The sequence below is a fragment of the Bradyrhizobium zhengyangense genome (assembly GCF_022012435.1).
Taxonomy (GTDB): Bacteria; Pseudomonadota; Alphaproteobacteria; order Rhizobiales; family Xanthobacteraceae; genus Bradyrhizobium; species Bradyrhizobium zhengyangense.
Genome location: NZ_JAKLUA010000001.1, coordinates 1,286,963 through 1,312,762 on the forward strand (window position 1 = coordinate 1,286,963; position 25,800 = coordinate 1,312,762).

Genomic DNA, 25,800 nt, shown 5'->3' on the forward strand with positions numbered 1-25,800 from the left:
GGCTTATCGCCGTTCAATCACGCGGATTCCCTCGCCACCCGCCAAAACAGCCGAGCTGGCCAAGCCGATGAACAACCCATGCTCGACCACGCCGGGGATCGCGCTCAGCGCCTTGGCGAGGCTCGCCGGATCGGCAATACGTCCGAGCTGGGCATCGACGATCCAGTGGCCGCCATCGGTGACGAAAACGTGGCCATCTTTGGCCCTGCGGACCGCCATTTGCCCGGAAACGCCGCATTCCGCAAATGCCTTCTCGATGCCGCGGCGGGTGGCACCGAGGCCAAACGGGATCACCTCGACCGGCAGCGGAAAGCGACCGAGCGTCGGCACCCATTTGGTGTCGTCGGCAATCACGATCATGCGATCCGACGCGGCCGCCACGATCTTCTCGCGCAGCAATGCCCCGCCGCCGCCCTTGATCAGATTAAGCTCTGGATCGATCTCGTCGGCGCCGTCGACGGTGATATCGAGATGGTCGATCTCGTCAAGCGTGGTCAACGGCACACCACAGCGCTCCGCATCCGCCCGGGTCGCTTCCGAGGTCGGCACGCCGATCACATTGAGCCCGGCGGCAACGCGCTCTCCCAGCAGCTCGACGAAATGCTTGGCGGTCGAGCCGGTCCCGAGCCCAAGCTGCATCCCGTCACGCACCTCCTCCAGCGCGCGCGCCGCAGCCTGCCGCTTCAACTGGTCCATATTCACGTTTGCGCCTGCCTCTCAAAGTCAGGTGTGCCGCGGATAGAGTCGCTTGCGGCGGCCTATGTAGCCTCGTTTTCCCCGCGAGAACAGGGCCCGGAAACAGGCCTATAAGCTGATCTTATGGCCCTGCCCCTTGCGTCGGCCCGGGCGGACCGATAGCGCTTTTTGCATGACCTCCAAAGACAAGACCGGCCCCTACACCCTCGTCTTCGATCTCGACGGCACGCTCGTGGATACGGCGCCGGACCTGATCACGGCACTGAACTACGTGCTCGACCGCGAAGGCCTGCCGCCGGTGCCGATGGCCTCGGCCCGTAACATGATCGGCGCCGGCGCCCGGAAGCTGATCGAGCGGGGCCTGGAGGCCGAGGGGCGGATGGTCACGCCTGCCGACATGGACCGGATGACGGCCGATTTCATCGCCTATTACGGCGACCATATTGCCGTCGAATCCCGCCCCTTCGAGGGGCTGCTTGACGCGCTCGACCTGTTCGCCGCGCAGGGCCATCGGCTGGCAGTCTGCACCAACAAGCTGGAATGGCTGTCGAAGCGGCTTTTGGACCAGCTCGACCTGAGCCGCCGCTTCGCGGCAATCTGCGGTGCGGATACGTTCGGCGTTCAGAAGCCAGATCCGACCATTTTTCGCGAGACCGTGGCGCGGGCGGGCGGCGAGGTCAAAGCCAGCATCATGGTAGGGGATGCCGGAACCGACGTCGGCGTGGCCCGGCGCGCCGGTGTGCCCGTCATCGGGGTCAGCTTCGGCTATACGGACGTGCCCATCGTCGACCTCAAGCCGGACCGGCTGATCCATCACATGCGTGACCTGCCGGCCGCCGCCCACAGCCTGATGACCGCCTAGCGCCCGGCAAGGACCTGAGACAGCTCGACTATCCCAGGGAATCCCGCGTTAACCATCTATTAACTATGCATTGTCCGCCGGTTGCTTGCCCGGAACGACGCTCCTAAGGTCCGCGCGGGGTTATGTGGCGGTTCGTCGCAGAAGAGTGGATGGTCATGCGTCGTGTCATCGCGATTGCGTTAGCGGGAGCGAGCCTAGGTGGCTGCTCCTCAATGTCTTGGGACATGTTCAAATCGGCGCCGCCGACCCTCCAGGTCCGGCTCGAATCCAATCCCCCGGGGGCCGATGCGACGACCTCGCTGGGTGGGGGCTGCAAGACCCCCTGCTCCGTCTCGGTTCCTGCCCCTGACGCGCCATTCACGGTCACCTTCGCGCTGCCTAAATATCAGCCGACCACCGTGCCGGTGAACGTGATCAAGAATCCCGGCGATCTCACCACGTCGGCTACGGTCTCCACCGACCCGAACCCGGTCTTCGCGGAACTCCAGCCGGCAGTGCCGCCGAAGCCCGTGAAGAAGAAGCCGCACCGGCCGAAGAAGCCGAAGCCGGCCGCAGCCGCGCCCGCCGCGGCGCCGGCCGATGCTGCACCGCCCGCAGCCGGTTCGGCGTTCCCCGATCCGAACGCGGGCAAGCGCTGATCTTCCGTGCACTGCACGATTGTCCTCGTGGCATACCATGCTTAGATTGGCCGCAGAGCACCGCTGAAGCAAAGGTGCGCCCGTCGCCGTAAGTGACAAGGCATTTGGCAAGGCAATTGGTATGAACGGACCTGTCGCGACCCCAAGCGCTGCGCTGTCGAGCGCGATGACCGATCCGTTCGGTCGCACCATCTCTTATCTGCGCGTCTCCGTCACCGATCGCTGCGACCTGCGCTGCTTCTATTGCATGTCGGAAGACATGACGTTCCTGCCCAAGGCGGACCTGCTGACGCTGGAGGAACTCGACCGGCTCTGCTCCGCCTTCATCGCCAAGGGCGTGAAGAAGCTGCGGCTCACTGGCGGCGAGCCGCTGGTCCGTCGCAACGTGATGACACTGGTGCGCTCGCTGTCGCGCCATCTGGCGAGCGGTGCGCTCGGCGAGCTCACGCTGACCACCAACGGCACGCAACTGGCAAAACATGCGCAGGAGCTTGCCGATTGCGGCGTCCGCCGCATCAACGTCTCGCTCGATACGCTCGATCCCAAGAAATTTCGTGAGATCACGCGCTGGGGCGAGATCGACAAGGTGCTGGAAGGCATCGAAGCGGCGCGCGCTGCAGGACTTGCCGTGAAGATCAACGCGGTCGCGCTGAAGAATCTCAACGAGGACGAGCTCCCCGAGCTGATGCGCTGGGCCCATGGCAAGAACATGGGTCTCACCCTGATCGAGGTGATGCCGATGGGAGAGATCGGCGCGGGCCGCATCGACCAATATCTGCCGCTCTCGCTGGTGCGCGCGCGGCTCGCCCAGCAATTCACGCTGACGGATCTGGCCGAGAGCACCGGCGGGCCGGCGCGCTATGTCAGCGTTGCCGAGACCGGCGGCAAGCTCGGCTTCATCACGCCGATGACCCACAATTTCTGCGAATCCTGCAACCGGGTGCGCATCACCTGCACCGGCACGCTGCACACCTGCCTCGGCCACGAGGATGCGTCCGATTTGCGCAAACCTCTGCGTGCATCCAGCGACGACACCCTGCTTGCAGCCAGCATCGACCGCGCCATCGGGCTGAAGCCCAAGGGCCACGATTTCATCATCGACCGCCGCCACGACCGCCCCAGCGTCTCCAGGCATATGAGCGTCACCGGCGGCTGAGGATTCGCCGCCTGCCGGCTCGCTTAACCTTTTGACCGGTCGTCAATTTGTCCATTTTCCGATTGACGGCGCACAAGCCCGCTGATTTGGTGCGACCGCCTTTGCTTGCCCGGCAGCCATAAGCCGGCCCGCCCCTTTGGCGGTCGCGGTCAAGACAGCAAGGCACGAGGGGAGGACTGACGCCGCAATCGCTTTCGGACTGCGATCCGTGGGGTCGCGTGCTTTTCGCACGCCGGCCGGGCGTTGCGTGCTGAAGCCTCCCGTGAAGTGTTGGGCCGCGACGGAGAGAAGGTAAAATGCGTCCATTGCTGGCGATGAGCAACGCCATCGACGCCCTCAATGAAAAGATTGGGTACGTCTGTAACCTGCTCGTGCTCTTCGCATGCTTGGTCAGCGCGGCCAATGCCATGATCCGCTACGCGTTCAGCTACTCGTCCAACGGCTGGCTGGAGCTGCAATGGTACATGTTCGCGATCCTGGTGATGTTCGGATCGTCCTATACTTTCAAGCGCAACGAACATGTGCGGGTCGAGATCTTCTATCTGACCCTGTCCGAACGCGGCCAACTCTGGCTCGACCTGATCGGCACGCTGTTCTTCCTGATCCCTTCCTGCCTCCTGCTCGCCTATCTGTCCTGGCCGTTCTTCATGCAGGCCTATGACGTCGGCGAAATGTCGGGCAATGCCGGCGGCCTGGTCCGCTGGCCCATCAAGTTCGTGATCCCCGCCGGCTTTGTGATGCTGGCGCTGCAGGGGGTCTCCGAAGTCATCAAGCGTATCGCGGCTCTCCAGGGCTATGTGACGATCGACGCCAAGTACGAGAGGCCGACCCAATGATTACGCTGGAGATGATGCCGCCGTTGATGTTCGGCGGCCTGGTTCTGGCGATGCTGATCGGCTTCCCCGTCGCGTTCACGCTTGCGGCAGTCGGCCTCTCGTTCGGCTTCCTCGCCATCCATCTCGGATTCTTCGACCTCAACTTCCTGCAGGCGATTCCGGGCCGCGTGTTCGGCAGCGTGCTCTCCAACGAGCTGCTGCTCGCTATCCCGTTCTTCACCTTCATGGGCGCCATATTGGAGAGATGTGGCCTCGCCGAAGACATGCTGGACTCGATGGGCCAGCTGTTCGGCCCGGTGCGCGGCGGCCTCGGCTATTCCGTCATCATCGTCGGCTTCATCCTCGGCGCCATCACCGGCACGGTGGCGGCGCAGGTCATCGCCATGGCGCTGATCTCGATGCCGGTGATGATCCGCTACGGCTACAACATGCGCTACATCACCGGCGTGCTGGCTGCCTCCGGCACCATCACGCAACTTGTGCCGCCGTCACTGGTGCTGATCGTGCTCGCCGACCAGCTCGGCAAATCGGTCGGCGACATGTATCTCGGCGCCTGGGGCCCTTCGGTGTTCCAGATCATGCTGTTCGCCGGCTACACCTTCATCCTCGGCCTGATCAAGCCGGGGCATGTGCCGCCGGTGCCGAAGGAGGCGCGCACGCTGACCGGCTGGGCGCTGTGGAAGAAATGCCTGATGGGCATCATCCCCTCGGCCGTGCTGATCTTCGTCGTGCTCGGCACCATGATGATGGGCTTGGCCACGCCGACCGAGGCCGGCGCCATGGGCGCGGTCGGTGCCATCGTGCTCGCCGCGATCCACCACAAGGATTTCACCTCGACCGACCGCAAGGTGCTGATCATCGGCGTGATCGCCGCCGGCATCGGCACCATCATCGCGATGCTGTTCACCGAGAACATGATCTTCAAGATCGCCTTCGCCGTGACCTATCTCGCGGTCGCCTGGATCTGCATCCAGGCCGCCCGCATCCCCGAGCTGCGCGACCTGATCAAGCAGGGCTATGAGTCCACCATGCGCCTCACCTGCATGGTCACCTTCATCCTGATCGGTTCGACCTGCTTCTCGGTGGTGTTCCTCGGCGTCTCCGGCGGCGTCTGGCTGGAACACCTCCTGACTTCGCTGCCAGGCGGCGTCTGGGGCTTCCTGATCTTCATCAACCTCTTCATCTTCTTCCTGGCATTCTTCCTCGACTTCTTCGAGATCGCCTTCATCATCCTGCCGATGATCGCGCCGATCGCGCAGAAGATCCTGGGGCCCGTCGTCGGCGACGGACCGGCGCTGATCTGGTTCGGCGTCATGCTCTGCGTCAACATGCAGACCTCGTTCCTGCATCCGCCGTTCGGCTTCGCGCTGTTCTACCTGCGCGGCGTTGCACCGAAGGAAGTGAAGAGCTCGGACATCTATTGGGGCGCGATGCCCTGGATCGGCCTGCAGATGATCATGGTGCTGATCGTGATCGCCTTCCCGATCACGGTGACGGGCCTCCTCGACAAGCCGGTCAGCGTCGACCTCGACAAGGTCAAGATCGAGGTGCCGCAGATCGACCTGCCACCGCTGGATCTCGGCCCGCCGCAGAAGTAGCGGACACATCGCTCACCGTCATGCTCCGCCAACGCGGAGCATGACGCGCGTGACACGTGCAGCAAACACGGGCATACCGGACGTTCCTTCCACTTCCGGGAATGCCGCGCATGTTCCGATCGTACCCTGCTCCCCTCGCCGGTTCGTTGGTTGCCTCTCTCTGGCTCGCCTGTGCCGCGGGCCTGGCGCATGCGGAATCGATGGCCGACATCCAGGCGCTGGCGCAGAAGGAGCAGCAGCCGCTGCTCGACACGCTGCGCGATCTCGTCAACATCGAAACCGGCAGCAGGGACATCGAGGGCCTGAACGTGATCGCAGGCCGCGTCGCCGATCAGCTCAAGCAGCTCGGCGGCGAGGTGGAGATCCTGCAACCCACCGACATCTATCGGCTCGACGACACGCCCGAGAAGATCGGCCCTGCCGTGCACGCCATCTTCAAGGGCACCGGCACCAAAAAGATCATGCTGATCGCCCACATGGACACGGTGTATCTGAAGGGCATGCTGAAGGACCAGCCGTTCCGCATCGACGGCGACAAGGCCTATGGCCTCGGCATCGCCGACGACAAGCAGGGCGTCGCGCTCATTCTCCACACCGTCGCGATGCTGCAGAAGCTGAACTTCAAGGATTTCGGCACGCTCACGGTGCTCACCAACAGCGACGAGGAAATTTCCTCGCCCGGCTGGCGCAGGACCATCACCAAATTCGCCGCCGATCAGGACGTGGTGTTCTCGTTCGAAGGCGGCGGCACCGATGGCGCGGTGCGGCTTGCCACCAGCGGCATCGGCTCGGCCTATCTGACCGTAACAGGCAAGTCGTCGCATGCCGGCGCCAGGCCCGAGGGCGGCATCAACGCGCTGTACGAGCTCTCGCACCAGGTGCTGCAGATGAAGGACCTGTCCAGGCCCGAGCAGGGCCTGAAGCTGAACTGGACCGTCTCAAAGGCCGGCACCAACCGCAACGTGATCCCGGCCGAAGCCACGGCGCAGGCCGATGCACGCGCGCTCAAGGTCTCCGATTTCGACGAGCTGGAAAAGATTCTCCAGGAAAAGATCAAGAATCGCCTGCTGCCGGACTCCAAGGTTGCGCTGAAATTCGAAGTGCGCCGCCCGCCGCTCGAGGCCAACGACGCCTCACGCCGCGTGGCAGCCTACGGCAAGACGATCTATCAGGAGCTCGGACTATCCATGAACGTTGCCGAGAAGGCGACGGGCGGCGGCACCGACGCCGCCTTTGCCGCGCTCAAGACCAAGGGCGCCGTGGTCGAAGGCATGGGCCTGTCAGGCTTCGGCGCGCATTCCAATGACGCCGAATATGTGAGGCTCGACAGCATCGTGCCGCGCCTCTATTTGACCACGCGAATGATCATGGATCTGTCGACGGGGAAGGTGAAATAGCGGTCAGCTTCGGCCAAGGGCGGAGGCATCCTTCTCCGCCAGGCGGAACCGCAGCGTGAACTCGGCGCCGCCGCCGGGACGATTGTCCACCGCAACCGTTGCGGCGTGATCGTCGGCGACGCCCCGCACGATCGAGAGGCCGAGGCCCGCACCGTCGCTGCGCTGGCGATCCCTGCGCCAGAAGCGCTGGAAGATCAGCTCACGCTCCTCTTCGGTCACGCCGGGGCCGCAATCGCGCACGCGCACCGAACCGTCGTCGCCCACCTCGACGTCGACGGACGTCTCCTTCGCAGTGAACTTGATGGCGTTTTCGGCGAGGTTGAAGACCGCGCGCTGGAGCATCTCGGAATTGCCGTGGATGAGCACAGGCGCCTCGGCGCCTTTGAGCGCGATGTCCTTGTGCTGCGCAATCGCCAGGGGCGCAATCGCACCGACCACCTCGGCGCAGACGGCGCGCAAGTCGGCGGTCTCGCCGGGATCGAGCACCAGCGTGTCGAGCTCGGCGATCTCCAGGAGCTGGGTGACGATCCGGCTCATGCCTTCGATATCGTCATGCAGGAGTTGCCTGACCGCACTGTTGCCGAGCGTCTCGATCCGCGTGCGCAGGATCGCGAGCGGCGTGCGCAGCTGATGGGCTGCGTCGGCCGTGAACCGGCGCTGCACGCGAAAGCCGTCCTCGAGGCGGTCGAGCGCCTGGTTGACGGCGGTGACGAGCGGCATGATCTCGCGCGGAATCTGCTCCGTGGGCAGACGGACGTCCGTGCGCGACGGGCCGATATTGCTGGCCTCTTCCGAGGCCTTCCAGAGCGGCGCGATCGCGCGGCGGAAGATGAAAATGTCGATGGCGAGCAGGATCAGAAGAATGGGAATGGTGATCCACCCGACCCGGCGGAAGAAGTTGGACACGATGTCGTCGGTGATGACGTCGCGATGGGACAGGTCTTCCCCGACCCTGATGTGGAAGGTGGCGCTGTCGATCGTCTGCGTCACTTCGGCACCCGAGATCGTGTCCGACCTCGCATCACCCGTCTTCTTGTGCGAGGAGAACAGCAGGTGGCCGTTGTCATCGCGGATATCGTACTGATAGCGGCCATAGGCTTCCGAATAGAGGCCTCGCAGACTCTCCGGCAGATTGAACGTCACCTTGCCGTCGGGCTGGACAACGATGCGTTCGGCGAGCGTCTCGGCCTGGGTCCGCATCGCCGCTCGATGCAACTGGTCGATCTCGGAATTCAGCAGCCAGAACAGGACCAGCGGCAGGAAGATCGCCACCACAGCGACCGCGATGATGTGCAAGAACACGATGCGCGAGATCAGCGATTTGAACGACGGCGCCCGGATTTTGGATCCGGTCAGGGACCTGATCTGGAATCCGAGCCGGGCCACGTTATTTCTCCTCGGCCATCATGTAGCCGACGCCACGAATGGTGTGGATCACGACCTTGGCGCCATGTTCGGTGAGCTGCTTGCGCAGCCGGGAGACATAGACCTCCACCGCGTTGGAGGCGACCTCGCCCTCGATCCCGAAGATGTGATCTTCGACGTTCTTCTTCGGCACCACCCGCCCCTGCCGGCGCAGCAGGATCTCCAGCACGGAGGTCTCGCGCGAGGAGATGATCCGCGGCTTGTCGTCGACGAAGATCTGGCGGCTCTCGGTGTCGTAGACGAGATTGGCAAGCCGCAATGAACGGCCGAGCAATTGCCCCGGACGGCGCAGGATCGCCTCCAGCCGCGCCACCAGCTCCTCCATCGCGAACGGCTTTGCCAGATAGTCGTCGGCGCCGCTGCGCAGGCCGTTGACGCGGTCCTGCAAGCCGCCGCGCGCGGTCAGCACCAGCACCGGCAGCGGCTCCATCTGCCGTCGCAGCTCGCGCAGCACCGACAGGCCGTCGCCGTCGGGCAGGCCGAGGTCCAGGATCATCGCGGCATAGCTGACATTGTGCACCGCCTCGCGAGCCTCCTCGGCACTACCGACGATATCGCTCTCATAGCCGGCCGCTGCCAGCCCGTTGGCCACGAGCCGCGACAACTCGGCGTTGTCCTCGACGATCAGAAGGCGCATGCAGTGAATCCAAACTTCCGGCATTTCCGACCGCGCGTACGCGGCGATTGCCGATCTCTTCCACCAATCGGCGGATTGGGCCAGCGAAAAATGGCGCTCGCGAGGTGGACGCGCTGCTGCCGACCCGTGCTCGGCCAGATCACCCTGGTCTGGCCGGCGCAGTACACTACGCCAGTCTGGCGGGAATGTGTGTTGGCGGATCCGCCTGCCGCTGCCATGAAGGGAGGCAAGGCCAAGTTGCCGTCACGGTGATGCGGTCGTGGCGGACCAAGCGCGGGAGCAGCACATGTCTATTCTGAAGTTCGCGCTCGCATCCGTTTTTTGTCTGATCGCCACCCTGGCCCATGCCGCCGGCTTTCGCCTCATCGAGGTTCCGGCCGTATCAGGCTTTCCGGCGATCCAGGCGGCCGTGTGGTCGCCCTGTCGCGAGCCTGTCGGCGAGGTCAAGCTTCGCACGTCGACATTGCCTGCGACGGAGAACTGCGCGATCTCAGGTGACAAGCTACCTCTGATCGTCATTTCGCATGGCTATGGCGGAGGCTTCACCGGCCACCATGATACGGCCGAGACGCTTGCTGACCGCGACTTCGTCGTTATCGCGCTCAGCCATCCCGTCGATACCGGTGGCGGCGACATGAGCCGTGCCGACACGCTCGCCGCATTCACCGAGCGCCCGACCGACATCAAGCGCGTGATCGACTACATGCTGACCGCATGGCCTGATCATGCGAAGCTCGCACCCGAACATATCGGCTTCTTCGGCTTTTCACGCGGCGGCTACACCGGCCTGGTCGCCGCGGGCGGCAATCCCGATCTGCGCAAGATGATCGCCTTCTGCCCAGAGAGCTCGCCCAAACCGGATTGTGCACAACTGCGACGCAACGAGATCCCGGCGCTGGCCTTCACTCACGATCCGCGCATCAAGGCGCTCGTCATTGCCGACCCGGCGTTCGGCCCGCTGTTCGACCCTGACGGCCTGAAAGAGGTGAACATCCCGGTGCAGCTCTGGGCCTCTGCACTGAGCGGAGAGGACCGGACCGGCGGCGAAGTCACTCTGGATTATGTCTCAACGATCATGCGCGATCTTCCGGCCAGGCCCGACTATCATCTGGTGCAAAATGCCGGTCATTTCGTCTTCCTTCCGCCCTGCACGGAGGATCTGGCGAAGAGGCGCCCCAACATCTGCACCGACAGGCCGGGATTTGATCGCGTCGCGTTTCATGCGCAGCTCAACGCCGCCGCATTGGCGTTCTTCCGGGCGCACCTGAAGGACTGACGTGTAGCGCAGCCGCTTATGCGAGATTGCCTGACACGCCATCCCACACAGCTCGAGCGTTCACCACCAATAACCACCTCCCCGGCGCTCTTACGAAGCGCGTGGGCGCGACGTGTCTTCGCTCCGGAAGGGGATTGCGCTCAGAGGTTGGCCTCTCGCGTGGGTGCCCTCGAGCAAAAGCCCCGGAGCGTTTGCTCCGGGGCTTTCCCTCACGCGGGACGCCGCGCTCAGCTCTGCGAGTGTCGCGCCATGAAGATGTCGTAGCCGACTTCGGCGACCTGGAACCAGGCATAGCTGTCGTTGGAGAATTTGGTGAGGGACTCGTAGACCTTCTTGAAGTTGGGATTGGTCGCCGAGACCTCGTCGTGCAGCTCTTTCGCCGCCTTGTAGCAGGCGTCCATGATCGGCGGCGAGAAGGCATGCAGCTTGGTGCCGTTGGCAAGCAGCTTCTTCAACGCCAGCGGATTGGCCTGATCGTAGCGCGCCATCATGTAGTTGTTGGAGTAATGGCCTGCCTGCGTGAGTACGCTCTGGTAATATTTCGGCAGCGCGTTCCATTTGTCGAGATTGACGAAAGCGAGCAGCATCGGACCGCCTTCCCACCAGCCGGGATAGTAATAGTGCGGCGCGATCTTGTAGAAGCCGAGCTTCTCGTCGTCATAGGGGCCGACCCATTCGGCGCCATCGATAGTGCCCTTCTCGAGCGCCGGATAGATGTCACCACCGGCAAGCTGTTGCGGTACGACGCCAAGCTTCAGCAGCACGCGGCCGGCGAAGCCGCCGATGCGAAATTTCAGGCCCTGGAGATCGTCGACGGTGTTGACCTCCTTCCTGAACCAGCCGCCCATCTGGCAGCCGGTATTGCCGGCGAGCAGCGAGGTGACGTTGTAGCTCTTGTAGAAGTCGTTGAGGATTTCCTTGCCCCCACCCAGCATGTACCAGGCCTGGTTGACGCGCATGTTCGGACCGAATGGCACCGACGAGCCGAAGGTGAAGGTCGGGTCCTTGCCGAAATAATAGTAGGACGCGGTGTGGCCGATCTCGCAGGTGGCGTTCTGCACGGCGTCGAGCACCTGGAGGCCCGGCACGATCTCGCCGGCTGCGAAAGGCTGGATCTGAAATTTGTTGTCGGTCGCCTCCGCAACCATCTTGCACATCAGCTCGGCGCCGCCGTAGAGCGTGTCGAGCGATTTCGGCCAGCTCGTCGGCATGCGCCATTTGATCTCCGGCATCGACTGCGCGATCGCGGGAGAAGCGAGCGTGGCGGCACCGGCCGCAGCAAGCCCCGTGACCTTGATAAAGTCTCGTCTCTTCATGATTTCCTGCCCTGATGTATCAGTGATTGTGGGCCTTCTTGCCGAGGCTTGAGGCCTAGAATGGCGCAAGGGCGATGCGAATGCCATCGTCATCGCACTGCGGCATGGAAAAATGGGCCCGGCCTCGCGGAGCGAGGTCGGGTCGTTGGTCTTACGACTTAAGCCGTAGACGATACGCCCTTATGCTCATCGCTTCAAAAATTTTGCGCCACAGCACAATTCGGATTAAGCGATTATGGATTCACGGCTGTGTTTTGCCCGAATTATCAGCCGCCTGCGCGCCGTCTTACCATCTTGCTAAATTTCTTCCACGCGAAGCGGCACAATTGTCCCGGCGGGATGAGTTCTTCCGGGCCAATGGCCCCAAACGACTTTCGCGTCGAAATCCCTGCCGGGACAGCGAACGTTGATCACGTCACCCACCACGGGCGCGACATCCAAAGAATAGTTCTCGTCGGGATCTAGCTCCCGCTCAGTCACAATCTCTCCCGACTTGAGGCGAATTCGTTTGACCCAGTATCGCACGCGCTGATCCTCTCGCCTCGCCTATCGGATAGCCGCCGCGTCGCCAATTTCGGATTATACGATTATTGCATTTTGCTCCTGTTTTGCCCGACGAGTCAAACGGCTTCCGCGAATGCTGAGCGGTTGGCACGCCCTCCCCCAATTTCTACTGTGCATGGGGTTGTTTTCGGATTTCGCGTGCGCCTGCCGCTTCGCGCACGAAAAAGCCCGGCCTCGCGAACGAGGCCGGGCCATTCCGTCTGACAGCTTGAGCCGACGATCAGCCGCGGGTGCGCGAGCGGATCATGAAGCTGTCGTAGGTGTACTCGGCGACCTGCCACCACAGATATTCGTCGGAGCGATAGGCCTGCATGGCGTCGATCGACTTCTTGAAGTCGGCGTTCTTGGCCGACAGCTCGGCCCACAGCTCGTTGGTCGCCTTCAGGCAGGCTTCCAGCACTTCGTTGGTGAAGGGACGGAGCTGCGTGCCGCCGGCGACCAGACGCTTCAGCGCCGACGGGTTCTGCATGTCGTAGCGCGCGGCCATCCAGCTGTTGGCGTTGGCCATCGCGTTGGTGAGGATCGCCTGGTAGTTCTTCGGCAGCGAATTCCACTTGTCGAGGTTGGTGAAGGCGTGGACCATCGGACCGCCTTCCCAGAAACCCGGGTAGTAGTAGTACTTCGCGACCTTGGCGAAGCCGAGCTTCTCGTCATCGTACGGGCCGACCCACTCGGCCGCGTCGATGGTGCCCTTCTCGAGCGCCGGATAGATGTCGCCGCCGGCGAGCTGCTGCGGCACCACGCCGACCTTCTGAAGCACCTGGCCGGCGATGCCGCCGATGCGGAATTTCAGGCCGGAGAGATCCGCAACGGTCTTGATCTCCTTGCGGAACCAACCGCCCATCTGGGTGCCGGTGTTGCCGCAGGCAAAGCCGATCACGTTCGACTTCTTGAAGAACTCATTGCCGAGTTGCTCGCCGCCGCCCTGGTACCACCAGGAGTTCTGCTGGCGCGCGTTGAGACCGAACGGCACCGAGGCGTAGATTGCCCAGGTCGGGTCCTTGCCGACGTAGTAGTAGGACACGGTGTGGCACATCTCGACCGTGCCGTTCGAGGTCGCATCGAGCGCCTGCAGGCCGGGAACGATTTCGCCGGCCGCGAACACCTGGATCTGGAACTTGTTGTCGGTCATCTCGGCGACGTACTTCGCCACCTGCTCGCCACCGCCATAGATGGTGTCGAGCGATTTCGGGAAGCTCGACGTCATGCGCCACTTGATCTCGGGCGAGGACTGCGCAATCGCCGGCGAGGCTACCGCGGCTGATGCCGCCGCGCCTGCTGCCGACACTTTCAGAAAATCACGACGCTTCATCTTCAGGTCTCTCCTTGCTGGGGCGTGTCCCCGAACTTCCTCTTTGTCGCCGCTCATTCCGGCGAGGCGATCTCAATCCGCGTCGAACCGAAGGGGCTTTGTGCCGTGGCGTTTAACACGGAAGCCCCTGCCACGGAACGCGACATTGGCATGACAGGGGGCGACGAAAGTCGCATGTCCCCAGATGATCCGCGTCAGGCTGCGGAAACCGCGCCCTTGAGCTGGTCCCGGACCTGTCCCGCAATGGCGCGATAGATCGCCGCATGCGGGCCATCGGGTTCGCTGTCCACGACGGGATTGCCGGCGTCGGATGTGGCGCGAATCGCCATGTGCAGCGGGATCTCGCCCAGGAACGGTACCCCGAGCTTCTCGGCCTCGTGGCGCGCGCCGCCGTGGCCGAAGATGTCGGATTTTGTGCCGCAATGCGGGCACTGGAAGTAGCTCATGTTCTCGACGATGCCCAGCACGGGCACGTTGACCTTCCTGAACATTGCGAGCCCCCGCCGCGCGTCGATCAGCGACAGGTCCTGCGGAGTCGAGACAATCACGGCGCCCTTCAGCGGCACGTTCTGCGCCAGCGTGAGCTGCGCATCGCCCGTGCCCGGCGGCATGTCGACGACGAGTACGTCAAGCGTGCCCCATGCGACGTCGCGCAGCATCTGCGTCACCGCCGACATCACCATCGGGCCGCGCCAGATCATCGCGGTCTCTTCCTCGACCAGGAAGCCGATCGACATGATGGCGAGGCCGAAGCGCCGGAGCGGAATCATCTTGCGCTCGCCGTCGAGCTCCGGCTTCTCGTGCAGCCCGGTCAGCCGCGGCACAGAAGGACCGTAAATGTCGGCATCGAGCAGCCCGACCTTGAGACCGAGGTCGCGCAGGCCCAGCGCCAGGTTGAGCGCGGTGGTCGACTTGCCGACGCCGCCCTTGCCGGAGGCGACCGCGATCACGGCAGCGACGCCCGGAATCTCGGACTGCCGCGCCATCGGCGATTGGGCGCCGCCCTGTGGCGGCGGCTTGTGGGCGTGGACCGGCTGCACGCCTGGTGTGCCACGGCTCGGCTGCGGGGGCGGTGGAGGCGTGCTGCCGGGCTTGCGCTCGGCGGTCAGGGCGACCATCACCGTGGTGACGCCGGGAATGGCCCGCACGGCGGCCTCGGCCTCGGCCCGGACCGATTCCCAGGCCCGCGCTTCGGCGGCATCGACGTTGATCGAGAAGAGCACCTTGCCGTCGGAGGCGCTGATCGCGCTCAGCACATTGGCATTGGTGAGCGCGACCCCGCGGGGCGACTTGATCTTGGCGAGGCTGTCGAGGACCTGTTGCTGCGTCACGCTCAAAGCGCATCTCCTAGAGGGAGCATGATCCGGAAAAGTGTGAAGCGGTTTTCCGACCAGATCATGCTCAAGATATCAGGATGCCCCATTAGAGCGGAAACGGCCAAAAGGCTACTGCCTGCCGATATCGTCAGCCATCTCGGCCGGGGCTGCCCCCTGCTCCTGCGCCGCCTCGTAATTGAGCTCGATCATGACCCCGTTGGGGTCGTGGACGAAGATCTGCCAGAGCTCGCCGCCTGGCACCTGACGGGAGTCGAATTTCATGCCCCTGGACGTCAGGCGCTGCTTCATGCCGTCGAAGCCCCGGCTGGCGAAGGCGACGTGGTGGACCACGCCGGAATCCGGCTTTTGCGGCTCGGAGGTCGGGGAAATATCGACGAGGTGCACCACCGGCTTGCCCTCGCTGTACATCCAGGCCCCCGGGAAGGCGAAATTCGGCCGGGTGCCTTTCTCCAGGCCCAGCACGTCCTCATAGAAGCGGACCGTCTCGGCCAGATTCCGGGTCCGGATGTTGAAATGATCGAGGACACCAACGCTCACGCCGCCCATTGTTTCGCTCCCTTGTTTTGAAGTCCTTTAGTCCCGCCATCCTAGCACAGGGGGCGGCCAAACGAAGCCGTTGCCCTCAGCCCTTAAGGGTTTATGGTGCGCCCGGCCGCCCTTGGGCGGAACCTCAAGGACCCCGGCTGGCGCCCCTCGCCCGGCTGCAACCGTAAAACTCAAGCTACGGACACACACATGGCTAAAGTCGCTTTCCTCGGTCTCGGCGTGATGGGCTTCCCCATGGCCGGACACCTCGTGAAAAAAGGGGGCCATGAGGTCACCGTCTACAACCGCACCGCCGCCAAGGCGAAGGAGTGGGCGGACAAGTTCGGCGGCAAGACGGCACCGACCCCGAAGGCTGCAGCCGAGGGCCAGGACTTCGTGATGTGCTGCGTCGGCAATGACAACGATCTGCGCGCGGTCACGATCGGCCCCGACGGTGCATTCGCCGGCATGAAGAAGGGTGCGATTTTCGTCGACCACACCACCGCCTCTGCCGAAGTCGCACGCGAGCTCGACGCGGCCGCGACCAAGGCCGGCTTCAAGTTCATTGACGCCCCCGTCTCCGGCGGCCAGGCCGGCGCCGAGAACGGCGTGCTGACGGTGATGTGCGGCGGCGCGCCGGATGACTATGCCGGCGCCGAGCCGATCATCTCCGGCGCCTATGCACGGATGTGCAAGCTGCTCGGGCCCGCCGGGAGCGGCCAGCTGACCAAGATGGTCAACCAGATCTGCATCGCCGGACTCGTACAGGGCCTCTCGGAAGGCATCCACTTCGCCAAGAAGAGCGGCCTCGACGTCGCGGCCGTGATCGAGACCATTTCCAAGGGCGCGGCGCAGTCCTGGCAGATGGAAAACCGCTACAAGACCATGAACGAGGGCAAGTACGATTTCGGCTTCGCGGTCGAATGGATGCGCAAGGACCTCTCGATCGCGCTCGCCGAAGCCCGCCGCAACGGCGCCAACCTGCCGGTCACCGCGCTGGTCGACCAGTTCTATGCTGAGGTCGAGAAGATGGGCGGCAAGCGCTGGGATACGTCGAGCCTGCTCGCGCGTCTCAATCGCTGACGACTGACGGACGATCGTCCCAAGCTGAGCGTCATCGCCACAATCTACGTTGTGGCGGTGACCTGCGGCAAACTCGCCCGAGCGTTCGTTTTCGCTTTTTGGGCCACGCGATGGCAGGTAACGTCGCAACGAGCGAAACAGGCCGGCGGGGCACCGAACTCGGCCAAATCTCAAACATTTCGGAATTGCCAGGTGGATACGTCGGCCTCAGTCGAGATCGCCAAGCACACGCTGTTGAGTTGCGGGCTGATCCTAGCGGTCGGTACCGTCATCGGACTGCTGGCGCAGAAAATCCGGATTCCGGATATCGCGCTCTTCCTGCTCGCTGGAATCGCGATGGGGCCACGCGCGCTCAAATTGATCGACATCCCCGCGGACTCGGCACTGAACCAGATCATACTGCTGTTTGGAGCAAGCTACATCCTGTTCGACGGCGGAGCGGCACTGCGGCTCGATGTCATTAAGCGGGTGTGGATCACCATCGTGACGTTGGCAACGATCGGCGTCCTGATCACGGCAACTATCACCGGACTTGCCGCGCATCTCGTGTTCGGCATTCCGCCGGTGCTGGCGCTGCTGCTGGGGGCAACGGTTGCGTCGACCGATCCGGCGACGCTCATGCCGATCTTTCGCCAGATCCGAATTCGCGATCGTATTGCGCAGACCGTGATGAGCGAGTCCGCGTTCAACGACGCCATGGCCGCGATCTTCACCTTTTCGGTGCTCGGGCTAGCAATGGGGAGCGGCGTATTTTCGCCGATCGGCGCGCTGTTCGACCTCGTCAAACAGGCCGCGATCGGAATCGCCGCCGGCGTTGCCCTCGGTTATCTGGCTGCACTACTGATCGCGCATGAGCGCTGGGCGATGCTCGCAGAGTATGCGCCGGTCGTGACGCTTGTTGCCGTGATCGCCGCCTATTTTGCCGCAAGCGGCCTGCAGGCATCGGGCTTTATGGCCGTGTTCGTTTTCGGCATCGTGCTCGGCAACAAGGAAGCCCTGGGCTTCCGAATGGAGCCGGGCGAGGCGCAGAAGCTCAACGATTTCGTGTTCACGACCGCCTTCATCATGCGCCTGTTCATTTTCACCCTGCTCGGCGCCCAGCTCGACTTTGCCCAGATGGGCCAGCACTGGAAAGGCGGAGTGGCGGTCGCGCTTGCTCTGATGTTCGTGGCACGCCCGATGACGGTGTTCCTCTGCGCCTTGCCCGACCGCCGCGCACGCTGGAACGTGCGCGAACTCATCTTCATGTGCTGGACCCGCGAGACCGGCGTCATCCCGGCCGCACTCGCCGGTCTCCTGCTCGGCACTAAAGCACCGGGCGCCGAGCTGATCGCTTCCGTAACCTTCGTGATCATCCTGATCACAATCTTGATCCAGGCGCCGACGACGGAATGGCTTGGACGCAGGCTCGGCCTCCTGGAAAAGGACTAGCAGTGATCGGCTGCGCAATCGGCGGGCACTTATGGCCCATTTATATCACTGGTTGCTACTCCATCTCGAATTTGAATGCGATTGAGAGCACCTTTCCGGCAGCCAACGAATTTCGAGATCTGTCATGGAAACCGCTGCTATCGATCCGGAACCGGCCAGCAAACGTCACTATCTCGGGCACGCGCGGAGCTGGGCCACGAGCGCAAGCCGGCCCTATTCTCCGGTGGTTTGCCTGTCATTACTCCTCGCGATCGGGCTTGCCCTCGAGATCGGCTTCTGAGCCAAGACTCTTTCTGTTGGCGCCTAAGCTTGCTCTGCTTGATTTTCCACTGCGAGCCTGCATTCTCCGCTCGGTAGCCTACCGGAGCCACGCACGCATGACCGCCGTCGCGCAGGGCGAAACCGATCTGGCAAGTGCCGACCGCCGAGTTAACCTCCCGTTAACGTAATTCTTTAGCTCCTTAAGTCACCTCTTAAGGATTTCTTGCCAGAGATAGACAATGCAGAAGGCCCGCGTCCGACGCGGGCAGGAATCGTTGTTGCTTGATGAGTAACCCCGCTGAAAAGCCTGAGGTAGTGCAGCTTCCGGCCGAACCGGTCAGCGCTCCATCAGCGAGCAGCCGACGGGCTGCGTCGCAGCGGGTCCGCGAAGCACGCGATAAGTTAACGTCGACCAGCGGAACCCGGCCGGCCTTCGACGCCGAGCTGTTGCGCCAATATGCCCAGACGCGGCTGTCGGCCTCCTATGTCGTGATGCTGCTGGTGGTCGCGACCGGTGTGCTGTTCGGACTGTGGATGCAGCCGATCCCCGCCGCCGCCTGGACCGCTGGCATGATCTGCCTGCATGCGGCGATGATCCGCAGCTGCCGCCGCTTCCTGGCTGAACCTGCCTCCCCGGCGGCAACGCGCGCCTGGCGGACACGTTTCGTCGTGCTCGACCTGCTCTATGGCCTGTGCTGGATGGCGATCCTGATCCATCCCGTGCTCGACATGGTAACGGAAACGCTGATGATGTTCCTGATGCTGCTGGTGATCGCAGTGTCGAGCATGCTTGCCGCCAATCTGCCGATCGCAGCACTCGCCGCCACAGCGCCGGTTGCGGTCGCCATGGCGCTGAGCTTTGCAATGACCGGCTCGCTGGACAATTACATCCTGGCCGCACTCGCGCTCGCGGCCGAAGGCTATTTCGTGCTGCTGGCGCATCGTCTTCACTCATCGACCTTCGCGACGCTGGAGGCGCGGGCCGAGAAGGACGCGCTGATCGGCGAGCTCGAACAGGCCAAGGCGATCTCGGACGAGGCACGCCACCGCGCCGAATCCGCCAACGTCGCCAAATCGCGTTTCCTCGCGCAAATGAGCCACGAGCTGCGCACACCGCTGAACGCCATTCTCGGCTTCTCCGAAGTCATGAAGAGCGAGATCTTTGGCGCGCATGCGGTACCGGTCTACAAAGAATATTCCGCCGACATTCATAATTCCGGCGTGCACCTGCTCAACCTCATCAACGAGATCCTCGATCTGTCGCGGATCGAGGCCGGCCGCTACGAATTGAACGAGGAAGCGGTGTCGCTGGTCGGCATCGTCGCCGACTGCCATCATCTGATGAAACTGCGTGCCTCGAGCCGCGGTATCACCATTCACGAAGTGTTCGAGCAGGCCATGCCGCGGCTCTGGGCCGACGAGCGCGCGATCCGCCAGGTCGTGCTCAACCTGCTTTCCAACTCGATCAAGTTCACTCCGCAGGGCGGCGAGATCTGGCTCAAGGCCGGCTGGACCGCCTCGGGCGGGCAATACCTATCCGTGAAGGATTCCGGCCCAGGCATCCCCGAAGACGAGATCCCGGTCGTGCTTGCCTCGTTCGGCCAGGGCTCCAACTCGATCAAATCGGCCGAACAGGGCGCGGGCCTCGGCCTGCCCATCGCGAAGAACCTGATCGATCTGCATGGCGGCACCTTCACGCTGAAGTCGAAACTGCGCATCGGCACCGAAGTGATCGTCACCTTCCCGCCCGAGCGCGTGATGAGTGCGCTGGCGCCGCTGTCGGAGGATTCGCCGCCACTGCAGCCGGACAGTTCCGCCGTTCCCGACGAGAAGCGCCGGCCGCGCCACAGACCGATCATGAGCGCGGGCACGGGCTCGTAAAACACATGCTTGCCGACATGCCCGATATTCCTTCACTATGTCCGTATGAGCAAAGAAACGCCGTGCCTCGCCGTCTGCATGATCGATCCCAAAACCAAGCTGTGCTTCGGCTGCGGCCGGACCTTGTCGGAGATCGCACGCTGGCACGCCATGGAGAGCGTCGAACGGCTCGCGGTTATGGCGCTGTTGCCGGCGCGCATGGCGGACGCTGGCCTTGCGCCACCGGCGGGATCGCCGAGACGCGCCTGACCGGTGTCCGCGCCGTCGGAGGCGCGCGATGATCCGCCTCCTGCTCGTTCTCATCTTGCTGGCCGGCACAGCGGGCGCCGTGGTCGCCTATGGCGATCCCGACCAGATTGCACGCGCGAGTCACAAGGTCTCATACATGTTCCGTGGGCAGGCCGCCTCGCCCGCGCCAGAAGTGCAAATCCAGCGCGGCCAGGGCGGCGAGTTTGCGCTGCGCGCCAAGATCAACGGCGTGGCAACGCCAATGGTGATCGACACCGGCGCCACCTCCGTGGTGTTGACCTGGGAGACCGCAAAAGCGATCGGCCTGCCACTCGAGATGCTCGAATACGACGTCGACCTCGAAACCGCCAGCGGCCACACCAAGGCGGCCCGGCTGACGCTCGATCGTCTCGCCGTCGGCCATCTCGTCGAGAAATCGGTGCCGGCACTCGTCGTGCAGCGCGGGCAGATGAAGACGAATTTGCTCGGCATGAGCTTCCTCGATCGCCTGGAGAGCTGGGGCGTGCGCGCGGACAAGCTCATGCTGACGGGCTATCCAGAGCTGCAAGGCAGCCATCGGCGCGCGCGCACGGCGGTGGATTGAGGCCCTAGGCAGCCGCCTCTGCCTGCGCGTCAGCACTGACGCGAGCGATCGCATCGCGCAGGACGTCGACGCCAGCCCCCGGCCTGACACCTTGTTCGGCAAGATGGCGACGGAAGGCCCGCGCGCCCGGCACCGCGTGGAAGGCGCCGACGAAATGCCGGGTCATGGCGTGCAGCCGCGCGCCGCGCGCGAGCTGCGCCTCGATATAAGGCATCATCGCCTCGAACGCGTCCTGCATCGTCGCGTGCGGCGCAGCCTCGCCAAAGACATCGCTGTCGACCGAGAGCAGCCGCCACGGCTCCTGATAGGCTGCCCGGCCGAGCATCACGCCATCGACATGCGCAAGATGCGCTTTCGCCTCCTCGATACTCAGGACGCCGCCATTGATGATGACTGGCACATCCGGCATCGCATGCTTGAGCCGATAGACGCGACCATAATCGAGCGGCGGGATATCGCGGTTTTCCTTTGGCGACAGACCGTTCAGCCACGCTTTTCGCGCATGCACGATCAGCGCGTCGCAGCCGGCAGCCACGACGGCACGCGCGAGCGTATCCAGCGCGACTTCGGGATCCTGGTCATCGATGCCGATGCGGCATTTCACCGTAACGGGAATGGAGACCGCGCGCTTCATCGCGTCGACGCACCTCGCAACGAGCTCAGGCTCCGCCATCAGGCAGGCGCCGAAGCGGCCATCCTTCACGCGGTCGGATGGGCAACCGACATTGAGATTGATCTCGTCGTAGCCGAACTGTTCGCCGATCCGCGCCGCCTTCGCGAGCTCGGCTGGATCCGACCCGCCCAGCTGAAGCGCCACCGGATGCTCGCTCGCGTCAAAGCCGAGCAGCCGCTCCCGATCGCCATGAATGATGGCACCGGTCGTCAGCATCTCCGTATAAAGCAGCGCCCGTTTTGTCAGGTGACGGTGGAACACCCGGCAGTGCCGGTCCGTCCAATCCATCATGGGGGCACAAGAAAACTTCCAGCGTAAACCATTCATTTCATTGATCTATCTTGATACCATCCGATCCTATCACGTGTTGGACCGATGGGAAAATCGAGTTTGGACGAGCGTGTCACATTTTGACTTTGATCCAAACTCTTACCCCGCGTGAAGGCCAAGACGCGCAGTTTGCATTCTCAGAGCACAAAACGGCGAGCGAAGTCGAGTGCACACGTACGGCGGTGTTGACTGAAACGCCTCAACAGAGGGCGAGTGACGACATGATGAAATTGGATCACACGACCGATTGACCCGGGGCGATCCGATAACTGGCGCTTGTGGTGCGAACAGTCAATGACTGCAATCGATTCTGCACCCGGTCGGTCTGAACACTTGAGTTATGCTCAAGGCCGTTTTCCTCGTCGCGATGGATCGTGCGTCCATTGACGAACGACGCCGTCCCGCCCCACAGCAGTGGCGACACCGATCAGATCGTCGACGTCGCCCCAGCGTCCGAACTGCAAGCCCGCATTGTGCGCGAGGACATCGATCGCTCCGACGTCGCGTTCAATCGTACGCTCGCCCAGCGAAAGAGCAGACCGCTGAAAGCCTAGCTCAGGATAGAATTTGCTCTAGTCGACGTGAATGGCGCCAGCTCACAAATCATGGAAGCGGCGTGAACTGCAGCTGGCTGAGCGGCACGACCTTGTCGGTACGGGTCATCTTAAACTCGGTGCTCGGACCGAGCCACTTGTCCCAGAGCTGATTGATCTCGCCGGCCTGGTCCATCGCGAGTAGGGTCTCGTTGACCTTCGCGAGCAGCGCCGGCTCGTCCTTCTTCATACCGACGCCGATCGGCTGCAGCACCATGGGCTCCTCGATCATCTTTAGCGGCTGCCCGGCCTCCTTGGACTGGTTCACGAGTTTGGTGATGGTCATGGTATTCGCCACCATTCCAACCGCCTTGTTCTGTTGAACTGCCATGAAGGCCGAACCAGTATCGACGAAGGTCAGCGGGTCAGATTCGTTCATCTTGATCGCGAGTTCCGACGTCGATCCTTTAGTCGAAGCCAGCCGCTTACCCCTAAAGTCGGCCTTGGCGGTCCCGGGATCGCTCGCCTTCACTGCCAGCATCTCCTTGGCGATATAGTACGGATCTGAAAACTGGATCTGCTCGGCGCGGCCCAGCGTGTAGGCGAGGTTCGCCACCGTGATGTCGACGTGCCCGAGCTTGACTTCGGGCACGCGCGCCTCGACCGAGAGCGGAGTGACCTTTGCGGCAACGCCCCAGCGTTGGGCGATGGCCTTGCAGAGGTCGACGTCAAAGCCGACCATCTCACGTGTCTTGGCATCCGGAGCCGCAAACGGCGGCACGTCCGCAAAAGTTCCGCACCGCAGCTCCTTGCGCTGGGTGATGTCCGACAGCTGGTCGGCGCACGCCGCCGACGCGATCCCGGCAAGGCCCGCGATCGCGGCCACCAGGCCGATTGAACGGTTCTTGAAGGACATTTCTGTTCTCCTCAAAGTTGGTCACATCAAGTCAGTGTGGTCACCGGCTGTGTAGATCCGACAGAAAGCGCTGCGCACGTGGATGTTGTGGTGAGCGGAAGAAGTCGACCGGAGCTCCCGTCTCGAGCACCCTTCCGGCGTCCATGAACCAGACGCGATCGGCGACATCGCGCGCGAAGTTCATCTCGTGGGTCACGCACATCATGGTCATTCCATCACGCGCAAGCCCACGCATGACGGAAAGCACCTCGCCCACCATCTCGGGATCGAGCGCGCTGGTCGGTTCGTCGAACAGCATCGCCGGCGGCTCCATGGCGAGCGCGCGCGCGATCGCCACGCGCTGCTGCTGTCCACCGGATAGCTGGGCCGGGTAGTTCTGCGCCTTGGCCGAGAGCCCGACGCGGTCGAGCAGCCGAAGCGCCGTTTCGCGCGCGTCACTGCGCCTGACGCCGTTCACCTTCATCGGCGAAAGCATGACGTTGTCGAGCGCACTCAGATGCGGAAACAAGTTGAAGCTCTGGAAAACAAATCCGATGCGGCTTCGCAGCCGGTTCAGCGCCGTGCCACCCAGCTTGGCATGAACGTCCTTGCCCTCGAACAGCACCGAGCCCGACTGGATTTCCTCGAGCCTGTTGACGGTCCGGATGAGCGTCGACTTGCCCGAGCCAGACGGCCCGCAGACCACTACCACCTCGCCCCTGTTCACCTCGGCGTTGACGTCGGTCAGCGCGGCCAGCGAACCAAAGAATTTATGCACGGCGACGAACTCGATCATCGGATCGGCATCCCGGGATGGCGTTTCATGCGACATGGTCATGCCCCTGATGCGCTTGCGGCTGTGGCAGGCAGCGCGGACGCGGCAGCCACGCCTGCGGTTCGGCGCGCGGTAATCCGCCGCTCGACCATGTTGATGGCCTGCGTCAAGGTCCAGCAAACGATGAAATAGCTGATGGCAAGGATGAAGTAGACTTCGAACGGCTTGGTCAGCAAGCGGTTGTTGATCTGGCCGGCCGCAAAGGTAAGCTCCGGGACGTTGATGATGTATCCGAGCGTGGTCTCCTTGACGGTCGAGACGAACTGGCTGAGGATGCTCGGAATCATGTTGAATAGCGCTTGCGGCAGGATCACGTAGCGCATCGCGCCGAGACGGCTGTGTCCGAGCGCGCGGGCGGCGTCCATCTGACCTTTCGGCAGCGCATGAATGCCGGCACGCACGATCTCGCTCAGGAATGCGGCTTCATAGCCGACCAGTGTGACCAGCATGGTCGCGAACGCCGGCACGCTATGCCCGATCAAAAGCGGCAGCACGAAATAGACCCACAGGATGATCAGCAGCAGCGGCACGCCGCGAGTGATGTAGACCATGGCCATGACAGGCCAGCGCAGCGCGCGCCACGGCGACAGGCTGGCCAGCGCCATCGCGACACTCAGCGGAAATGCCAAGGCAATGCCGAGGACTGAGAGGATGAGGGTCGCCGCGATGCCGCCAAGCGGGCCGTTCGGGTACTGACCGACGAGCAGCAACAGCCAGTTATCCCTGACGATCTCGATCATGCTTGGGAGCAGCGACATGATCAGACCGCTCCGGCCATGCGGCTCCGCTGCTCGAGATAGTGACCAAGCCACATCAGGAGCAGCGAGCAGACGAGGTAAACGATCGTGGCAATCAGGTAAGTCTCGAACGGACGAAAACTCTGGTTCTCAACCTCCTTGACGGCGTGGGTCAGCTCGGCGACGCCGATCGCCATCGCAAGGCTGGAGTTCTTGAACAACGAGACCGTATGGTTCACCAGCGCCGGCATCGCGTTGCGGACGGCTTGTGGCAGCAGGATGTAGGCCATGGCTCCGACGTAGCCATGCCCCAAGGCACGGGCGGCTTCCCACTGCCCCCTCGGCACGGCACGCAGACCGGACCGCTGATCTTCGCTGAAATAGGCAGCCTGGCACAACCCCAGAGCAACGACCGCGAACACCGCTTCGCCATTGTGATCGCCGAGCCATATCTGAACTGAGTCCGGCAGCAGGCTCGAAATGCCGAAATACCAGAGCATGAGCTGCACCAGCGTCGGCACGTTGCGGTGGTAGGAGACGTAGATCGCGACAAAAGCGCTGGCGATCCGGCTCGGCAGCATCCGGACCGCGAGGAGTATCATCCCAAGACTCATTGCCAGCAGCCATGAGCCGACAAAGATGATGAAGGTCATCTTCACCCCATGGACCAGCATCCGGCTGAACTCCGGATTGAGCAGGACGGCCATGAGGTCGAAACCCTTCATCGCGCGCCG

At 63.2% G+C, this 25,800-nt stretch carries 25 protein-coding genes and 1 pseudogene; 14 read left to right on the forward strand and 12 right to left on the reverse strand.

Annotated elements, in window-relative coordinates; all coding sequences use genetic code 11:
* Positions 1 to 3: 3 nt before the first annotated feature.
* Positions 4 to 702: a ribose-5-phosphate isomerase RpiA gene (gene rpiA / locus L6637_RS06285; RefSeq protein ID WP_237869642.1), complete on the reverse strand. Its 699-nt coding sequence runs from the start codon at positions 700 to 702 to the stop codon at positions 4 to 6.
* 166 nt (positions 703 to 868) lie between these two features.
* On the opposite strand from rpiA, the gene L6637_RS06290 reads away from it, so the two are divergent.
* From L6637_RS06290 to L6637_RS06315, 6 genes are all read left to right on the forward strand, one after another.
* Positions 869 to 1,558 (forward strand): HAD-IA family hydrolase, encoded by a 690-nt coding sequence (locus tag L6637_RS06290; RefSeq protein WP_237858827.1) that lies wholly within the window; start codon positions 869 to 871, stop codon positions 1,556 to 1,558.
* A gap of 155 nt (positions 1,559 to 1,713) precedes the next feature.
* On the forward strand, positions 1,714 to 2,196 hold the full coding sequence (locus L6637_RS06295) for a hypothetical protein (RefSeq protein ID WP_237869644.1): 483 nt from the start codon (positions 1,714 to 1,716) through the stop codon (positions 2,194 to 2,196).
* Between the two features lie 121 nt (positions 2,197 to 2,317).
* Entirely contained in the window at positions 2,318 to 3,352 is a 1,035-nt protein-coding gene (gene moaA / locus L6637_RS06300) for a GTP 3',8-cyclase MoaA (RefSeq protein ID WP_237869646.1), read from the forward strand.
* Between the two features lie 296 nt (positions 3,353 to 3,648).
* Positions 3,649 to 4,188 carry a TRAP transporter small permease subunit gene (locus tag L6637_RS06305; RefSeq protein WP_128952461.1) on the forward strand — a complete coding sequence of 180 codons (540 nt, stop codon included), beginning with the start codon at positions 3,649 to 3,651 and terminating at the stop codon, positions 4,186 to 4,188.
* The gene (locus tag L6637_RS06310) at positions 4,185 to 5,786 is read left to right on the forward strand and encodes a TRAP transporter large permease (protein ID WP_237858829.1); all 1,602 of its coding nucleotides are present in this window, start codon (positions 4,185 to 4,187) and stop codon (positions 5,784 to 5,786) included. Before L6637_RS06305 ends, L6637_RS06310 begins: the two co-directional genes overlap by 4 nt.
* Positions 5,787 to 5,896: 110 nt before the next feature.
* Entirely contained in the window at positions 5,897 to 7,183 is a 1,287-nt protein-coding gene (locus tag L6637_RS06315; protein ID WP_237869648.1) for a M20/M25/M40 family metallo-hydrolase, read from the forward strand.
* Between the two features lie 3 nt (positions 7,184 to 7,186).
* Here L6637_RS06315 and L6637_RS06320 read toward each other — a convergent pair whose 3' ends face one another.
* A complete protein-coding gene (locus L6637_RS06320) occupies positions 7,187 to 8,569 on the reverse strand; it encodes a sensor histidine kinase (RefSeq protein WP_237869650.1) in 1,383 nt (460 codons plus the stop codon).
* Position 8,570: 1 nt separating this feature from the next.
* Entirely contained in the window at positions 8,571 to 9,245 is a 675-nt protein-coding gene (locus tag L6637_RS06325) for a response regulator transcription factor (RefSeq protein WP_237858833.1), read from the reverse strand.
* Between the two features lie 286 nt (positions 9,246 to 9,531).
* Here L6637_RS06325 and L6637_RS06330 point away from each other — a divergent pair, with 286 nt between their 5' ends.
* The gene (locus L6637_RS06330) at positions 9,532 to 10,521 is read left to right on the forward strand and encodes an alpha/beta hydrolase family protein (protein WP_237869651.1); all 990 of its coding nucleotides are present in this window, start codon (positions 9,532 to 9,534) and stop codon (positions 10,519 to 10,521) included.
* Positions 10,522 to 10,748: 227 nt separating this feature from the next.
* On the opposite strand, the gene L6637_RS06335 is transcribed toward L6637_RS06330, so the two are convergent.
* The 4 genes from L6637_RS06335 to L6637_RS06350 form a co-directional block, all read right to left on the reverse strand.
* Entirely contained in the window at positions 10,749 to 11,837 is a 1,089-nt protein-coding gene (locus L6637_RS06335) for a TRAP transporter substrate-binding protein (protein WP_237858835.1), read from the reverse strand.
* A gap of 784 nt (positions 11,838 to 12,621) precedes the next feature.
* Positions 12,622 to 13,713, reverse strand: coding sequence for a TRAP transporter substrate-binding protein (locus L6637_RS06340; RefSeq protein ID WP_237869653.1), 1,092 nt, complete (start codon positions 13,711 to 13,713; stop codon positions 12,622 to 12,624).
* A gap of 194 nt (positions 13,714 to 13,907) precedes the next feature.
* Positions 13,908 to 15,050: an Mrp/NBP35 family ATP-binding protein gene (locus tag L6637_RS06345; RefSeq protein WP_237858837.1), complete on the reverse strand. Its 1,143-nt coding sequence runs from the start codon at positions 15,048 to 15,050 to the stop codon at positions 13,908 to 13,910.
* 108 nt (positions 15,051 to 15,158) lie between these two features.
* Positions 15,159 to 15,596 (reverse strand): VOC family protein, encoded by a 438-nt coding sequence (locus tag L6637_RS06350; protein WP_237869655.1) that lies wholly within the window; start codon positions 15,594 to 15,596, stop codon positions 15,159 to 15,161.
* Positions 15,597 to 15,761: 165 nt separating this feature from the next.
* Here L6637_RS06350 and L6637_RS06355 point away from each other — a divergent pair.
* The 6 genes and pseudogenes from L6637_RS06355 to L6637_RS06380 all read left to right on the forward strand — a co-directional run.
* Positions 15,762 to 16,658: pseudogene (locus L6637_RS06355) on the forward strand (NAD(P)-dependent oxidoreductase); the annotation flags it as partial.
* Between the two features lie 192 nt (positions 16,659 to 16,850).
* Positions 16,851 to 18,089: a cation:proton antiporter gene (locus L6637_RS06360; protein WP_237858843.1), complete on the forward strand. Its 1,239-nt coding sequence runs from the start codon at positions 16,851 to 16,853 to the stop codon at positions 18,087 to 18,089.
* A 124-nt stretch (positions 18,090 to 18,213) separates the two neighbouring features.
* The gene (locus tag L6637_RS06365) at positions 18,214 to 18,369 is read left to right on the forward strand and encodes a hypothetical protein (protein ID WP_237858845.1); all 156 of its coding nucleotides are present in this window, start codon (positions 18,214 to 18,216) and stop codon (positions 18,367 to 18,369) included.
* A 266-nt stretch (positions 18,370 to 18,635) separates the two neighbouring features.
* Positions 18,636 to 20,231, forward strand: coding sequence for a sensor histidine kinase (locus L6637_RS06370; protein ID WP_237869659.1), 1,596 nt, complete (start codon positions 18,636 to 18,638; stop codon positions 20,229 to 20,231).
* 45 nt (positions 20,232 to 20,276) lie between these two features.
* On the forward strand, positions 20,277 to 20,480 hold the full coding sequence (locus L6637_RS06375) for a DUF1289 domain-containing protein (RefSeq protein ID WP_237869660.1): 204 nt from the start codon (positions 20,277 to 20,279) through the stop codon (positions 20,478 to 20,480).
* A 28-nt stretch (positions 20,481 to 20,508) separates the two neighbouring features.
* Complete coding sequence (locus L6637_RS06380; RefSeq protein WP_237869662.1) at positions 20,509 to 21,063, forward strand: TIGR02281 family clan AA aspartic protease; 555 nt, start codon at positions 20,509 to 20,511, stop codon at positions 21,061 to 21,063.
* A gap of 4 nt (positions 21,064 to 21,067) precedes the next feature.
* Here the strand turns inward: L6637_RS06380 and dusA are convergent, their stop codons facing one another.
* Positions 21,068 to 22,063: a tRNA dihydrouridine(20/20a) synthase DusA gene (gene dusA / locus L6637_RS06385; protein ID WP_276575722.1), complete on the reverse strand. Its 996-nt coding sequence runs from the start codon at positions 22,061 to 22,063 to the stop codon at positions 21,068 to 21,070.
* A 386-nt stretch (positions 22,064 to 22,449) separates the two neighbouring features.
* Here dusA and L6637_RS06390 point away from each other — a divergent pair, with 386 nt between their 5' ends.
* The gene (locus L6637_RS06390) at positions 22,450 to 22,620 is read left to right on the forward strand and encodes a hypothetical protein (RefSeq protein ID WP_237858853.1); all 171 of its coding nucleotides are present in this window, start codon (positions 22,450 to 22,452) and stop codon (positions 22,618 to 22,620) included.
* 49 nt (positions 22,621 to 22,669) lie between these two features.
* Here L6637_RS06390 and L6637_RS06395 read toward each other — a convergent pair whose 3' ends face one another.
* From L6637_RS06395 to L6637_RS06410, 4 genes are read right to left on the reverse strand one after another with little or no spacing between them, the layout of a single operon-like run.
* The gene (locus L6637_RS06395) at positions 22,670 to 23,515 is read right to left on the reverse strand and encodes an ABC transporter substrate-binding protein (RefSeq protein ID WP_237869664.1); all 846 of its coding nucleotides are present in this window, start codon (positions 23,513 to 23,515) and stop codon (positions 22,670 to 22,672) included.
* A gap of 40 nt (positions 23,516 to 23,555) precedes the next feature.
* Complete coding sequence (locus L6637_RS06400) at positions 23,556 to 24,332, reverse strand: amino acid ABC transporter ATP-binding protein (protein WP_377802673.1); 777 nt, start codon at positions 24,330 to 24,332, stop codon at positions 23,556 to 23,558.
* A complete protein-coding gene (locus L6637_RS06405) occupies positions 24,329 to 25,087 on the reverse strand; it encodes an amino acid ABC transporter permease (RefSeq protein ID WP_377802674.1) in 759 nt (252 codons plus the stop codon). The genes L6637_RS06400 and L6637_RS06405 overlap by 4 nt, the downstream gene beginning before the upstream one ends.
* A gap of 2 nt (positions 25,088 to 25,089) precedes the next feature.
* Positions 25,090 to 25,791, reverse strand: coding sequence for an amino acid ABC transporter permease (locus L6637_RS06410; protein ID WP_237858855.1), 702 nt, complete (start codon positions 25,789 to 25,791; stop codon positions 25,090 to 25,092).
* Between the last annotated feature and the right edge of the window lie 9 nt (positions 25,792 to 25,800).

Excerpts from the sequence above, each read along its gene's own strand:
- L6637_RS06290 (WP_237858827.1), top strand. The coding sequence starts at position 869 with ATGACCTCCAAAGACAAGACCGGCCCCTACACCCTCGTCTTCGATCTC.
- L6637_RS06295 (WP_237869644.1), top strand. The coding sequence starts at position 1,714 with ATGCGTCGTGTCATCGCGATTGCGTTAGCGGGAGCGAGCCTAGGTGGC.
- moaA (WP_237869646.1), top strand. The coding sequence starts at position 2,318 with ATGAACGGACCTGTCGCGACCCCAAGCGCTGCGCTGTCGAGCGCGATG.
- L6637_RS06305 (WP_128952461.1), top strand. The coding sequence starts at position 3,649 with ATGCGTCCATTGCTGGCGATGAGCAACGCCATCGACGCCCTCAATGAA.
- L6637_RS06310 (WP_237858829.1), top strand. The coding sequence starts at position 4,185 with ATGATTACGCTGGAGATGATGCCGCCGTTGATGTTCGGCGGCCTGGTT.
- L6637_RS06315 (WP_237869648.1), top strand. The coding sequence starts at position 5,897 with ATGTTCCGATCGTACCCTGCTCCCCTCGCCGGTTCGTTGGTTGCCTCT.
- L6637_RS06325 (WP_237858833.1), bottom strand. The coding sequence starts at position 9,245 with ATGCGCCTTCTGATCGTCGAGGACAACGCCGAGTTGTCGCGGCTCGTG.
- L6637_RS06330 (WP_237869651.1), top strand. The coding sequence starts at position 9,532 with ATGTCTATTCTGAAGTTCGCGCTCGCATCCGTTTTTTGTCTGATCGCC.
- L6637_RS06335 (WP_237858835.1), bottom strand. The coding sequence starts at position 11,837 with ATGAAGAGACGAGACTTTATCAAGGTCACGGGGCTTGCTGCGGCCGGT.
- L6637_RS06340 (WP_237869653.1), bottom strand. The coding sequence starts at position 13,713 with ATGAAGCGTCGTGATTTTCTGAAAGTGTCGGCAGCAGGCGCGGCGGCA.
- L6637_RS06350 (WP_237869655.1), bottom strand. The coding sequence starts at position 15,596 with ATGGGCGGCGTGAGCGTTGGTGTCCTCGATCATTTCAACATCCGGACC.
- L6637_RS06365 (WP_237858845.1), top strand. The coding sequence starts at position 18,214 with ATGGAAACCGCTGCTATCGATCCGGAACCGGCCAGCAAACGTCACTAT.
- L6637_RS06370 (WP_237869659.1), top strand. The coding sequence starts at position 18,636 with ATGAGTAACCCCGCTGAAAAGCCTGAGGTAGTGCAGCTTCCGGCCGAA.
- L6637_RS06375 (WP_237869660.1), top strand. The coding sequence starts at position 20,277 with ATGAGCAAAGAAACGCCGTGCCTCGCCGTCTGCATGATCGATCCCAAA.
- L6637_RS06380 (WP_237869662.1), top strand. The coding sequence starts at position 20,509 with ATGATCCGCCTCCTGCTCGTTCTCATCTTGCTGGCCGGCACAGCGGGC.
- dusA (WP_276575722.1), bottom strand. The coding sequence starts at position 22,063 with ATGAATGGTTTACGCTGGAAGTTTTCTTGTGCCCCCATGATGGATTGG.
- L6637_RS06395 (WP_237869664.1), bottom strand. The coding sequence starts at position 23,515 with ATGTCCTTCAAGAACCGTTCAATCGGCCTGGTGGCCGCGATCGCGGGC.
- L6637_RS06400 (WP_377802673.1), bottom strand. The coding sequence starts at position 24,332 with ATGACCATGTCGCATGAAACGCCATCCCGGGATGCCGATCCGATGATC.
- L6637_RS06405 (WP_377802674.1), bottom strand. The coding sequence starts at position 25,087 with ATGTCGCTGCTCCCAAGCATGATCGAGATCGTCAGGGATAACTGGCTG.
- L6637_RS06410 (WP_237858855.1), bottom strand. The coding sequence starts at position 25,791 with ATGAAGGGTTTCGACCTCATGGCCGTCCTGCTCAATCCGGAGTTCAGC.